Raw genomic sequence first — 13,464 nt, 5'->3', positions numbered from 1 at the left:
TCTGCGTATTAAGGGATTGTCTTGTAAAAAACGATCAATATCACTGTTTCGCGCGTTTGTTCTTCTTGTTGTTACGCAGGCCATCAAAGCTGAAAATAACCAGTGCTCCCCATATGAAAGCAAAGGTGATCGCTTTATCTGAGGTAAAGGCTTCGCCGTAGATCAGAACCGCCAGTAAGAACATCAAGCTTGGACCGATGTACTGGAAGAAACCGAGTGTTGATAGCTTCAAGCGAGTTGCAGCGCCAGTAAAACACAGCAATGGAACCGTGGTGATCACACCGGCAGCAACCAGTAATAGGTTGAGTTGCATCGGGTTCATCGATAAGTTTGAGGTCGGGCTATCGGCAATAAACAGTAAGTAGGTTGCGGCGAGAGGCAGCATCACCAGAGTTTCAATGAACAGACCCGTTTGTGCTTCTAAGCTGACTTTCTTACGCAGCAAGCCATAAAAGCCAAAGCTAAAGGCTAGGGCAATGGCGACGATCGGTACTGAGCCGAAGGCAATTAATTGGATTAATACGCCAATCGCAGCAAGAGCCACAGCAAACCATTGCAGCTTACGTAAGCGTTCGCCGAGGAAGAGCATCCCAAGTAACACGTTAATCAGAGGGTTGATGTAATACCCCAAACTGGCATCGAGCATGTGATTGGAGTTCACCGCCCAGATAAAGATCAGCCAGTTTGCACCCACCAAAATAGATGTCGCCACCAAATAGAGCATTTTTGGTTTTGAGGTCAGGGTGTCACGGACTTTACGCCAGCTGCGGCCAATGTGCAGTAAGAAAGCGAGTAGGAAAAAAGACCATACTACACGGTGGCTGAGGATCTCTAACGGGGAAACGTCACTTAAAGATTTGAAATATATAGGGGCGATACCCCACATTGTGTAAGCGCCGACGGCAAGCAAAACTCCTTGGCGCGTACGTTGTTGTTCTTCCTGTGTCATGCATCTTTCTCTAGCACTGAGTGCTTATTAATAAGATTTATAAGAGAGTTGGTCAGTATAGGAGCGATAACCCTTTTCACCTAACAATTTGCGGTTTAATTCGCCAGCGTTCCCCTCTACAATGTGCGACTTGCTTGCCGAAGATGCTTGCTGATTTCATACCTCGATTAGGAACCACAATGACCGCCACTCTGATTGCTGAGCAAATACCAACTCCCGCGAATGATGCGCAAACCATCTTGCAAGATGTGTTCGGCTATCAAAGCTTTCGCGATGGTCAGCAAGAGGTCATTGATTTGGCCGTTGAAGGCAAAGACAGCTTGGTGATTATGCCAACCGGTGGTGGTAAATCTCTGTGTTACCAAATTCCGGCTTTGGTTCGTGAAGGGCTGACTCTGGTTATCTCACCGCTGATCTCGTTGATGAAAGACCAAGTCGACCAATTGAAGGCCAATGGTGTTGCCGCTGAGTGTATTAACTCTTCAATGCCACGTGACCAATTGCTGAATGTGTTCAATCGTATGAACTCAGGTCAGCTGAAAATGGTGTATGTGTCACCAGAGCGTGTGTTGATGCGTGATTTTATCGAGCGTCTTCAGGGTTTACCGCTTTCAATGATTGCAGTCGATGAAGCGCACTGTATCTCTCAATGGGGTCACGACTTCCGCCCTGAATACGCATCATTAGGCCAGCTTAAACAGTACTTTCCGCATGTGCCTTACATGGCGCTCACAGCAACCGCTGATGATGCGACGCGTAAAGATATTATCTCGCGCCTACAGCTCCTGGACCCGCATACTTACTTAGGCAGCTTTGATCGCCCTAATATTCGCTACAACTTGGTTGAGAAGCACAAACCCGTGTCACAGGTGGTTCGCTACCTAGAAACACAAAAGGGCAATTGCGGCATCATCTACTGTGGTAGCCGTAAGAAAGTGGAGATGGTGACCGAGAAGCTGTGCAATAACGGTATTCGCGCCGCGGGTTATCACGCTGGTATGGACACCGATGAGCGTGCTTACGTTCAAGAAGCCTTTCAACGCGATGATATTCAGATCGTGGTCGCGACTGTGGCTTTCGGTATGGGCATCAACAAACCCAACGTACGTTTCGTGGTGCACTTTGATATCCCACGTAATATCGAGTCTTACTATCAAGAGACAGGCCGTGCAGGTCGTGATGGTTTGCCTGCTGAAGCGATGATGTTGTTTGACCCGGCTGATATGGGTTGGCTGCGTCGTATGCTAGATGAGAAAGAAGAAGGCCCACAGAAACAAGTTGAGATGCACAAGCTGAATGCGATGAGTGCCTTTGCTGAAGCGCAAACGTGTCGTCGTCAGGTTCTGCTTAACTATTTTGGCGAATATCGCGAGAAGCAATGTGGCAACTGCGATATCTGCTTAGATCCACCAAAACACTTTGACGCGACCCAAGAAGCACAGAAGGCGTTGTCTTGTGTGTACCGTGTGAATCAGTCATTTGGTATGGGCTACGTGGTCGAAGTAATGCGAGGCATGCAGAACATCCGTGTCCGCGATAATGGTCACGATAAGCTATCTACCTACGGTATTGGCCGCGATCACAGTCATGATTACTGGATCAGTATCTTCCGTCAGCTGATTCATAAAGGCTTGCTGTTCCAGAACATCACTCGTAACTCAACTTTACAGCTAACAGAAGAAGCCCGCCCGCTGCTGCGCGGTGAGATGTCTTTGGAATTGGCTGTTCCTCGTTTAGATACAGCGGTGCGTAATGCTAAGTCCGATAAGTTAAGCAGCAAGAATTACGATAAGAAGCTGTTTGCGAAACTGCGTAAGCTGCGTAAGTCGATTGCTGATGAAGATGGCTTGCCACCATATGTGGTATTCAGTGACGCGACCTTGATTGATATGGCTGAAATACTACCTACTTCATACGGAGAAATGCTGGCAGTCAACGGTGTCGGTCAACGTAAACTGGATAAGTACGCAGACCCATTCCTAGATCTGATTCAAGAACACATCACCACACACGGCTAGTTTGCGAGAAACGTCTAACTAATAGAAAAAGAATAAGGTTGATAGGGACATGACAACACAAACAGAATTTGGCTTAAGAGAGTATTTAGCTGAGGAAGGGCGTTTATTGATTACGTCTCCAAGTTTTGATTTTGATTCTTATGAAGTGCTAGGTGAAAAGCTGGTGGCGTTGTTGTCAGCGTCAGTTGTTGAAAAGCAATGGGACGCCGATATGCACTCTTGGTTGATTGATTTTGAAGACTGTCGAATGTTTTTAAAGTCTGAGCATTACAGCGAATCAATTTGGTTTGAGTCGTTAAACGCTGAAGAAAGCCGAGAAGAGTTTGATTATCTCGCGACGCTTTTCAAGCGCGGTTTTTAACTTTAGGCATAGCTTCTAAAGCACAGCTTCTAGCGCTATTCACCAATAAAAGTGAGGATAAACGTTTGCGTTTGTTCTCACCATTGCAGCCAATATTGATTAATGTATAATCGCCCGCCGCTCAATAGAGCAAATTATAGAAACATTTTTAATTCACATTATTGGTAAGAGCTTTCTTGGATTATTCGAAGAAATGACTCGATTTGGGTTCCCTCACCCCCAAACCAAACTAAAAAGGTACAGCATGAGTAACTTTACCCCTGCGCAACAGCGCAAAGCCCTAGCACTATTAGTTTTGTTCCATTTGGTGATTATTGCGTCAAGCAACTATCTGGTTCAGCTACCTTTTACCGTCTTCGGTATGCACACCACTTGGGGTGCTTTCACTTTCCCGTTTATCTTCCTAGCGACCGATCTGACCGTACGCATTTTTGGCGCGCAGCTTGCCCGTAAAATTATTTTCTTAGTGATGTTACCAGCGCTGGCCGTTTCTTATTTCTTGTCAGTGGTGTTCTTTGAAGGTTCATTCCAAGGCTTTAGCCAATTAGGTGAGTTCAACTTGTTTGTTGCTCGTATCGCCGCGGCGAGCTTCATGGCTTATTTACTGGGTCAGATCTTAGATGTGCATGTTTTCAACCGTCTGCGTCAGCTTAAACAGTGGTGGGTTGCCCCAACATGTTCAACGCTATTCGGTAATGCCATTGATACAATCGCTTTCTTTGCGATTGCTTTCTATCAAAGCCCAGATCCATTTATGGCCGAGCATTGGACTGAGATTGCTTTAGTCGATTACGGATTCAAACTTATCATCAGCCTAGGCTTGTTCGTGCCTATGTACGGCGTGCTTCTTAACTACATTGTTAGAAAGCTAACCGCAGTGAACCCTGACTTTAAAGCGACAGGCGTGAACGCTTAAGTTTGAGATTTGTAACACAAAGCATTAATGCAGCGATAAGAAAAAGCCCAAGTTAGTCTATTAACTTGGGCTTTTTTAATTTCTAGCGTCAGATACTAATATCAGAGGCATTTAATATTCAATGGCCAGCCAATATCGGTTTGTCTATTCGACTCGATCTCTAGCTCTGCAGCGGTCAGCGGATTGTCAGCTAACCATTGCTTAGAAAGCGTTAGGGTTAGATTGTTGTCATTCGTCGTCAGTTTGAACTCAGGCTCTAGCGCTGGGTTACGACGGTGGGTCAGCAAAATAGCTAAACGCAGAATACGTAAAATACGCTTGCTACTGGTTCCTGAGATAGCGTGTTGCTCTGGTAATGAGGTTAACTGTTCACGGTAGCGACGAGTTAACTCACCCAAGTAGTGCTTTTGCGCTCGAGTAAAGCCAGGTAGGTCTAAGTTTTGCAGCAGATAAGCGCTGTGCTCACCGCCTTTTTTGAAATCGATGGTTAAACCAATCTCGTGAAGCTTAGCTGCCGTTTGCAATAGCACACCAGCTTGAGGTTCTGAAACCCACGCTTCGGCGCCCGCTTGGTCTAGCAGCGTTTGTGCGACTACAGCAACTTGTTCACCGTAGCTTACGTCCATTTGGTATCGTGATTGAACACTCTTAATGGTACGCGCTCGGATATCTTCTTGGCGAAGCTCATCAACCATCTCGTAGGCTAGGCCTTCCCGGAGTGCGCCGCCTGCGAGTGTCATTGAATCTATTTCAAGCAACTCAAAAATAGCAATAAGAATGGAAAGGCCACTCGGGAACACTAATGCGCGTTCAAGGGTAAGTCCTTCTATTTCTAGCTCTTCCAAGCGCTCAGTAATCATCGCTTGTTTCTGTAGACGCTTAAGTTTGGCATGAGTAATCACTTCATCCATGCCTTGCGCCAACATGATCTCTTGCAGTGCTTGAACGGTACCGCTGGCGCCCACACACACATCCCATCCGATATCAGTGTAGCTATCTAGGATAGGAGCCAACGTCGACTTCGCCGCTTCAATGGCGTTGTTAAAGTTGGTAGCGGTTAATTGGCGGTTTTTAAAGTGGCGCTCAAGCCAAGTAACACAGCCCATCTTTAGGCTGGTTAGTGCTTTCGCTGAGAAGCCTTCACCTATGATCATCTCGGTGCTTGCGCCACCAATATCAACAACCAGTCGGCGGCCGCTGCCACCAGAAGTGTGTGCTACGCCTTTATAGATAGTCGCAGCTTCTTCTTCTCCGGAGATAACATTGATGTCGTAACCAAGGATCTGGTTCGCTTTCTCTAGAAATATATCCACATTGATAGCAGTACGTAGGGTCGCTGTACCGACAATGCGGATATTTTCTTTCGGAATATCTTGAAGTCGCTCTGCAAAGAGACTCAAACAGTCCCAACCGCGCTGCATGGCTTCTGTACTAAGCGCATTATTTTCATCTAAGCCTGCAGCTAAACGCACTTTGCGCTTAATTTTAGCCATGGTTTGTACGCTGCCATCGATATGACGCACAACGAGCATATGAAAACTGTTCGACCCGAGGTCGATTGCAGCGTAAAGCGGGGGTGACACTGTTTGACTCATAAGCGACTAAGCTTCCTTGTTATGACGCGGTTGGCGTGGGCGACGGTTCTGGTTTGGTTTACGGTTCCCGTTGCGTGGGCCATTGTTGTTTGAGCGGCGTTGTTGCGGGTTACGTGTACGTAAGCGCAATGGTGCTGGTAGATCTTCTAGCAGTGCAGAAGCATCGTAGTCAGACACAGGGATCGCGTGCTCAATGTATTCTTCGATTGGTGGCAAGTTGATTGCGTAATCTTCACAAGCAAAGCTGATCGAGTGACCACTTGCACCAGCACGACCTGTACGGCCGATACGGTGAACGTAATCTTCACAGTCATCAGGTAGGTCGAAGTTGAATACGTGTGTTACTTGAGGAATGTGTAGACCACGTGCTGCAACGTCGGTTGCGACAAGCAGGTCAACATCACCTTTAGTGAATTGCTCAAGAATCTTTTCACGTTTCTTCTGAGGAACATCGCCAGTTAGCAGGCCAACACGGTGACCATCTGCAGCTAGGTGACCCCAAACAGACTCACATTTGTGCTTAGTGTTAGCGAAGATGATAGCACGCTCTGGCCACTCTTCTTCAACTAGAGTCTGCAGCAGTGCCATTTTGTGTTCGTTTGATGGGTAGAACAGCTCTTCCTGAATGCGGTGACCTGTTTTACGCTCTGGCTCAACAACAACATGCTCTGGGTTGTGCATGTGTTCGAACGCTAGCTCTTGTACGCGGTAAGACAATGTCGCAGAGAACAGCATGTTCAGGCGATCTTTTGGCTCAGGCATACGGCGGAACAAGAAGCGGATGTCTTTGATGAAACCAAGATCGAACATGCGATCAGCTTCGTCAAGAACAACAGCTTGAATGTGGTTAAGGTTAAATACCTTCTGCTTGTAGAAATCGATGATGCGGCCAGTCGTACCAATTAAGATATCTGCGCCTTCTTCGATTTTACCTAGTTGCTTGTCGTAGCTTTCGCCACCGTAAGCAAGTGCTGCCTTGATACCTGTGCTTTCAACCAGAGAGTCAGCATCGTTGTAGATCTGAATCGCGAGTTCACGCGTTGGTGCCATAATAATCGCACGTGGCTGGTTAGGCTTACGCCCTTCATGCTCAGATGTTTTTAGCAGGTGGTTAAAAGTAGCAGTAAGAAACGCAAGCGTTTTACCAGTACCCGTTTGGGCCTGGCCTGCAATGTCTTGGCCGGTGAGCAGTACCGGGAGCGCCAAGGCTTGGATAGGGGTACAATAATCGAACCCTTTTTTCTCCAATCCTTCAATGACTTGCGGAAGTAAATCCAAGTCGGCGAACTTTTGCTCTGTGATATGCGTCTTTTTCATTGCTATAGAATATCAGCTTAAGCTTGCAATACGAAAGTAAATACATTCCAATAGGGCATCTATTTACTGGTTATCATCCAACCAGTTCTAAAAAATACATTGGAGTGGAAGATGAGTGATAAGATTTTGCAGCTAACTGATGACGGTTTTGATAACGATGTAATCAATGCTGCAGGCCCTGTTCTTGTTGATTTTTGGGCAGAATGGTGTGGTCCATGTAAAATGATTGCGCCGATTCTTGATGAAATCGCAGACGAGTACGAAGGCAAGCTCACAATCGGTAAATTAAATATCGACCAAAATGCTGGTACTCCACCAAAGTTTGGTATTCGCGGTATTCCAACGCTACTTCTTTTCAAAGATGGCGGCGTAGCAGCGACTAAAGTTGGTGCATTATCTAAAACTCAACTTAAAGAGTTCTTAGACGCTAACCTTTAATCAGGTCAGCATTTGAAAAGAAACCGTGCAGTTAACAAATGCGCGGTTTTGTTTTTTCTAAGCTATGGACTAGTCTTAGTTTTAGTGCTAATTTATCGCACGTTAATTGAACGAATTTCTCTTCTTGGTCGATCCTGTGACCAAATCCTTCTTAACTTAAGAAAACAGATCCTATTTTGACTAAACAAACTTCCACCACTATGAATCTTACTGAACTGAAGAACAGACCTGTGTCTGAGCTTGTTAAACTTAGCGAAAGCTTAGGTCTTGAAAATCAAGCTCGCCTAAGAAAACAAGACATTATCTTCTCCATCCTTAAAGCGCATGCAAAAAGTGGTGAAGACATCTTTGGTGATGGTGTTCTAGAAATTCTTCAAGACGGTTTTGGTTTCCTACGTAGCGCCGACAGTTCATACCTGGCTGGCCCAGATGATATCTACGTATCACCAAGCCAAATTCGTCGTTTTAACCTACGTACAGGTGACTCTATTGGCGGTAAAATCCGTCCACCTAAAGACGGTGAGCGTTACTTTGCACTGCTTAAAGTAAACACGGTTAACTACGACAAGCCAGACAACGCACGTAACAAGATTCTTTTCGAAAACCTTACTCCTCTTCACGCTAACGAACGTATGGTGATGGAAGCGGGTAATGGTGCAACTGAAGATATTACGGCTCGTATTCTTGACCTTGCATCTCCAATTGGTAAAGGTCAGCGTGGTCTGATTGTTGCTCCGCCTAAAGCGGGTAAGACAATGCTTCTGCAAAACATTGCTCAAAGCATTGCACGTAACCATCCTGAGTGTGAACTAATGGTTCTACTTATCGATGAGCGTCCAGAAGAAGTAACAGAAATGCAGCGTCTAGTTAAAGGCGAAGTAGTTGCTTCAACATTCGATGAGCCAGCATCTCGCCACGTACAAGTTGCAGAAATGGTTATCGAGAAAGCGAAGCGCCTTGTTGAACACAAGAAAGATGTAGTTATCCTACTGGATTCTATTACTCGTCTAGCTCGTGCTTACAACACTGTGATTCCTTCATCAGGTAAAGTTCTTACTGGTGGTGTTGATGCGAATGCTCTACATCGTCCAAAGCGTTTCTTCGGTGCGGCACGTAACGTAGAAGAAGGCGGTAGCTTAACGATCATCGCAACAGCACTGGTTGATACTGGTTCTAAGATGGATGAAGTTATCTACGAAGAATTCAAAGGTACAGGTAACATGGAACTGCACCTTAACCGTAAGATTGCTGAAAAACGCGTATTCCCAGCGATTGATTTCAACCGCTCTGGTACTCGTCGTGAAGAGCTTCTTACCAAGAACGATGAACTACAGAAGATGTGGATACTGCGTAAGATTGTTCACCCAATGGGCGAAATCGACGCAATGGAATTCCTTATCGACAAGCTAGCAATGACGAAAACGAACGATGAGTTCTTTGACGCAATGCGTCGTCAGTAATATTGATTAGCTGATCGTATTTAATAAGCGCTGCCCTCGGGTGGCGCTTTTTATTTGCATTTTGTAGCGCCAGCTTGCAGAATGAGCAAAAGTGTTACAAGGACGTTAAAATGCAACATGGACTGTTGTCATCATTACTCCTGTCTACTTCACTGTTATTTTCACCGGTTGGTATGAGCTATGCCACCGAGATGTCTCCACTTACAGTAGAGTCTTGGCTTGAGAATGATCAAGTAAAACTGAAAACTGCTGAACTACTAGAGCTTGTCGTACGTGACGAAGTCAATTCGCTACGCTTTGCGCTTGAGCGCCTGACATTTCCCCAGCAAGAGGTGGCTCGTTACCAACTCTTGAAGAAGCTTGAACAGCAAAAAATCGTACTCACACCCAAGATGTCTATCTTCATCGAGCAGCAACTTGCTATCACGCCCACTTATCAAGTCTTAGAACGTGGCGATGGCTATGAGTTTACGGTACCTGCCTTTAATTACCCTTCAATTGCTAATCGCCTTATTAAACAATGGCGTCAAGATCAGAAGACATTGGTATTTGTGCTAGATGCAGAGAAACAGGAACTCGACCTAAAAGAGTGGTTATCTGGATCTGAACATCAAGTTCAAACGCGAGAAGCGTTGCTCATTAGAGAGCTAGACAGTTTGTCTCCTGAAGCGGTTGATTACCTAACTAAGCAACTCACCGCATCTTCTATTGTTAGTTGGTTACCTTCTACTGAGGTGGTGGTTCGATTAGCGCAAGTGAGCGAAGACCCAGAGGTTTACAAAATTCTATGGCGAATGAAGGCCGATTATCATAGCCAAGCTGAGCTAGTTCGCCTTGCTGAAACCAAACAAACGTTCGCGCTTGAACAGGTGATGGCAGCGACTAAGAACCCGCGTTTGAAAGATGAAGCGATTACTTTGCTTACCAAAGTTAACCCGTTATCAGAAGAGGTGAAGCTGTTCCTTGTCTCTAGGATGGCGATTGCTGATGAAGCACCATTAGTTGCGCGTGAACTCGCCAAACAAGGTCATACGCGATGGTTGCAAGATCTCGTCAATGATAACCCTCAGGTGAAGAGTTCTTTGATCGAGCAAGCATTACCGTAAAGTGGATTTTGCCTCTCAATAACCACACTAAAAAGGGGGACCTCAGCGTCACCCTTTTTGATATACTGAGCGCAGAATAATCAGCATGTAGAAGTCCTATGAGTTTTAAAGATTTACGTGATTTTATCGACCATCTTGAAAGTATTGGTCAGTTGAAACGCATTTCTCACCCAGTCGATCCAGACTACGAAATGACCGAGATTAGCGACCGTACTCTACGTGCTGGTGGCCCGGCTCTTTTGTTTGAAAATCCAGTAGGCTATGACATGCCCGTTTTGACCAACCTATTTGGTACACCCAACCGTGTTGCTATTGGTATGGGGCGTCAGGAAGTCAAAGAACTGCGTGAAGTGGGCAAGTTGCTTGCTTACCTAAAAGAACCTGAGCCACCAAAAGGCTTTAAAGACGCTCTCGATAAACTGCCTGTATTTAAGCAAGTCTTAAACATGCCGGCTAAACGCCTTCGCAAAGCGGCTTGCCAACAAGTGGTATGGCAAGGCGATGACGTCGACCTAGATAAAATCCCTGTGATGAGCTGTTGGGCTGACGATGTCGCGCCATTGCTAACATGGGGTTTAACGGTTACTCGTGGTCCAAACAAGAAACGCCAAAACTTAGGCATCTATCGTCAACAGAAGATCGGCAAGAATAAAATCATCATGCGTTGGTTAGCCCACCGTGGTGGAGCACTGGATCTGCGTGATTGGATGGAAACCAACCCAGGTAAACCATTTCCAGTATCTGTTGCGTTCGGTGCAGACCCTGCCACCATTCTTGGTGCGGTTACGCCAGTGCCGGATACTTTATCAGAGTACGCGTTTGCAGGCTTACTACGCGGTAGTAAAACTGAGGTCGTTAAATCAATCAGCAACGACTTAGAAGTTCCTGCAAGTGCAGAAATCGTGATGGAAGGTTATATCGACCCGAATGAGTTCGCGGATGAAGGGCCTTACGGAGATCATACTGGTTATTATAACGAGAAAGAAAAGCACCATGTGTTTACTATTACTCATGTAACCATGCGCGAGAACCCTATCTATCACAGCACCTATACTGGCCGTCCACCTGATGAGCCTGCGGTATTAGGTGTTGCGCTAAATGAAGTGTTTGTGCCTATTCTTCAAAAGCAGTTCCCAGAGATTGAAGATTTCTATCTACCGCCTGAAGGTTGTTCGTACCGAATGGCAGTCGTGACCATGAAGAAGCAATACCCAGGTCACGCTAAGCGAGTGATGATGGGTGTATGGTCTTTCTTACGCCAATTCATGTACACCAAATTTGTATTGGTGTGTGATGAAGATGTGAATGCACGTGATTGGTCTCAAGTAACCGCAGCGATGTGCGAACATATGGATCCGTCACGCGATAGCCTGATGATAGAGAACACGCCGATCGATTCATTGGATTTTGCCTCACCCGTGGTTGGGTTAGGTTCTAAGATGGGTCTAGATATCACTAAGAAGTGGGACGCAGAGTTAGCGTTATCGCCAGATGTCCAAACAGCACCTGTAAATAGTGAACATATAGAGGGTAGCTTGGCTGAGTTAACCAAGGTTCATCCTGAAATTATTGATGTTCACCTGCAAAACGACAATGCCAGCATGGTTGTGGTGTCTATTGATAAGCAAGCTGCCGGTAATGGTAAGAAAATCATGGAAGCGGTTTGGTCTCAATTTGATGAGAACAAGTTTGTTATCGTGTGTGATGGCGATGTCAATGTGAGTGATTGGAATGACATCATTTGGGCTGTAACGACAAGAATGGATCCGGCGAGAGATACGTTATTCCTGCAGAACGAAACTGGACACTCAAAAATGGGTCTCGATGCGACCAATAAGTGGGAAGGTGAATGCCTGCGTGAGTGGGGTGTACCAATCACAAAAGATCCTGATGTTGTGAAAAAGATTGATAGCATCTGGGAACAGCTAGGAATTTCATGAGCTACCAAGTAGTCTTATACCCAGAAAACATCAGTTTCACAGTAGAAAAAGGGCAAACGGTCTTGGATGCTGCGCTCAACAGCGATATCTATTTCCCAAACCGTTGCCAAGTTGGCGCATGCGCAATGTGTATGTGCAAAAAATTAGAAGGGCAAGTGAGTTACCACCTTGAACCCATGCTCACAGAGAAAGAGCAGCAACAAGGCTGGATTTTTGCTTGCCAAGCATTTGCAGAAAGTAATTTAGTTCTAACCTTTGCCGATTAAGGGTTAGTAAGAGGAAGAACATGACTATTAAATGTAAAGTGAAGTCTATCGAGCCTTTGGCTTGTAATACTTACCAAATCCTACTTCACCCAGAAACACCGGTCGCTTTTAAAGCGGGTCAGTACCTGATGGTTGAAATGGGCGAGAAAGATAAGCGCCCATTCTCTATCGCAAGTAGCCCTTGCCGCCACGAAGGTGAGCTTGAGCTGCACATTGGTGCTGCCGAGCACAACGCTTACGCACTAGAAGTGGTTGAAGCGATGAAGAAGGCACAAGCTGAAGATGGCGATATTGCGATTGATGCTCCACACGGAGATGCTTGGATCAAAGAAGAAAGCGATCGCCCTCTATTACTTATTGCTGGTGGCACGGGTTTCAGCTACGTGCGCTCTATTCTTGATCACTGCATCGCGCAAAATAGCTCGAAAGAGATCTACCTATACTGGGGCGCAAAAGATGAGTGCCAGTTATATGCTAAAGAAGAGTTGGTTGGCATTGCAGAAAAGCATAGCAATGTGCACTTTGTACCGGTAGTAGAAGAAGCACCGGAAGTTTGGCATGGCCAAACAGGTAATGTGCTTGAGGCTATTACGCAAAGTTTCGAATCATTAGCTGATTTCGATATCTATATTGCAGGTCGTTTTGAAATGGCGGGCGCTGCAAGAGACCTATTTACTCAGAATAAAGAAGCAAAGCGTGACCATATGTACGCTGATGCTTACGCATTTATCTAACAATACCCTTAGGTTTTGAGCAAAAAGAGAGCAGAAATGCTCTCTTTTTTACGTTTAGGTGAACTATTAGGCAGTTAACCCCTATTTATTCATTTTTTATGAAAAAGTAGTTGCTAAGCTGAGAGGGTTCCCTATAATGCGACACCACTGAGACGGCAGACGCCACAAGGCTTCAGCAAGAATCAGTAAGACGGAAAGCGACAAAAAATTAATTTTCAAAAAGTGTTTGACACTGAATGTTAATTCGCTAGAATGACCGTCCACTTCGAGAGGCTCCTTACTTAAAAGGAACGCTCAAGAAGTTAAGCTCTTTAACAATTTAAACCTATCAATCTGTGTGGGCACTCGTTGATGAATATCAAAA

Annotated in this window: 12 protein-coding genes; 9 read left to right on the top strand and 3 right to left on the bottom strand. The window is 45.6% G+C overall.

Going from position 1 to position 13,464, the window contains the following annotated elements; genetic code table 11:
* Positions 1 to 40: 40 nt before the first annotated feature.
* On the bottom strand, positions 41 to 949 hold the full coding sequence (gene rarD, locus AB4167_RS18985; protein WP_017061330.1) for an EamA family transporter RarD: 909 nt from the start codon (positions 947 to 949) through the stop codon (positions 41 to 43).
* Between the two features lie 179 nt (positions 950 to 1,128).
* On the opposite strand from rarD, the gene recQ reads away from it, so the two are divergent.
* The 3 genes from recQ to AB4167_RS18970 all read left to right on the top strand — a co-directional run bounded on the left by recQ (position 1,129) and on the right by AB4167_RS18970 (position 4,244).
* Positions 1,129 to 2,967, top strand: a complete 1,839-nt coding sequence (recQ, locus tag AB4167_RS18980) for an ATP-dependent DNA helicase RecQ (protein ID WP_017065746.1) — start codon at positions 1,129 to 1,131, stop codon at positions 2,965 to 2,967.
* 49 nt (positions 2,968 to 3,016) lie between these two features.
* Positions 3,017 to 3,328, top strand: coding sequence for a DUF3630 family protein (locus tag AB4167_RS18975; RefSeq protein WP_017061332.1), 312 nt, complete (start codon positions 3,017 to 3,019; stop codon positions 3,326 to 3,328).
* Between the two features lie 244 nt (positions 3,329 to 3,572).
* A complete protein-coding gene (locus AB4167_RS18970; protein ID WP_017061333.1) occupies positions 3,573 to 4,244 on the top strand; it encodes a 7-cyano-7-deazaguanine/7-aminomethyl-7-deazaguanine transporter in 672 nt (223 codons plus the stop codon).
* Between the two features lie 101 nt (positions 4,245 to 4,345).
* Here the strand turns inward: AB4167_RS18970 and gppA are convergent, their stop codons facing one another.
* Positions 4,346 to 5,839, bottom strand: coding sequence for a guanosine-5'-triphosphate,3'-diphosphate diphosphatase (gppA, locus tag AB4167_RS18965; protein ID WP_017062980.1), 1,494 nt, complete (start codon positions 5,837 to 5,839; stop codon positions 4,346 to 4,348).
* A gap of 6 nt (positions 5,840 to 5,845) precedes the next feature.
* Positions 5,846 to 7,156: an ATP-dependent RNA helicase RhlB gene (gene rhlB, locus AB4167_RS18960; RefSeq protein WP_017062979.1), complete on the bottom strand. Its 1,311-nt coding sequence runs from the start codon at positions 7,154 to 7,156 to the stop codon at positions 5,846 to 5,848.
* 111 nt (positions 7,157 to 7,267) lie between these two features.
* On the opposite strand from rhlB, the gene trxA reads away from it, so the two are divergent.
* The 6 genes from trxA to fre all read left to right on the top strand — a co-directional run bounded on the left by trxA (position 7,268) and on the right by fre (position 13,100).
* The gene (trxA, locus tag AB4167_RS18955) at positions 7,268 to 7,594 is read left to right on the top strand and encodes a thioredoxin TrxA (RefSeq protein ID WP_010440700.1); all 327 of its coding nucleotides are present in this window, start codon (positions 7,268 to 7,270) and stop codon (positions 7,592 to 7,594) included.
* A 200-nt stretch (positions 7,595 to 7,794) separates the two neighbouring features.
* Positions 7,795 to 9,054 (top strand): transcription termination factor Rho, encoded by a 1,260-nt coding sequence (gene rho / locus AB4167_RS18950; RefSeq protein WP_017062978.1) that lies wholly within the window; start codon positions 7,795 to 7,797, stop codon positions 9,052 to 9,054.
* A 110-nt stretch (positions 9,055 to 9,164) separates the two neighbouring features.
* On the top strand, positions 9,165 to 10,160 hold the full coding sequence (locus AB4167_RS18945; RefSeq protein WP_017059249.1) for a hypothetical protein: 996 nt from the start codon (positions 9,165 to 9,167) through the stop codon (positions 10,158 to 10,160).
* Positions 10,161 to 10,258: 98 nt separating this feature from the next.
* Positions 10,259 to 12,100, top strand: a complete 1,842-nt coding sequence (gene ubiD, locus AB4167_RS18940; protein WP_136974956.1) for a 4-hydroxy-3-polyprenylbenzoate decarboxylase — start codon at positions 10,259 to 10,261, stop codon at positions 12,098 to 12,100.
* Complete coding sequence (locus AB4167_RS18935; RefSeq protein ID WP_008224727.1) at positions 12,097 to 12,366, top strand: 2Fe-2S iron-sulfur cluster-binding protein; 270 nt, start codon at positions 12,097 to 12,099, stop codon at positions 12,364 to 12,366. Before ubiD ends, AB4167_RS18935 begins: the two co-directional genes overlap by 4 nt.
* A gap of 20 nt (positions 12,367 to 12,386) precedes the next feature.
* Positions 12,387 to 13,100, top strand: coding sequence for an NAD(P)H-flavin reductase (fre, locus tag AB4167_RS18930; protein WP_017055264.1), 714 nt, complete (start codon positions 12,387 to 12,389; stop codon positions 13,098 to 13,100).
* The last annotated feature ends 364 nt before the right edge of the window (positions 13,101 to 13,464 follow it).

The sequence above is a fragment of the Vibrio sp. 10N.286.49.E11 genome (assembly GCF_041469505.1).
Lineage (GTDB): Bacteria > Pseudomonadota > Gammaproteobacteria > Enterobacterales > Vibrionaceae > Vibrio > Vibrio crassostreae_C.
The sequence above is the reverse complement of the archived record's forward strand: the minus strand, read 5'-3'. Positions and strand labels throughout refer to the sequence as shown.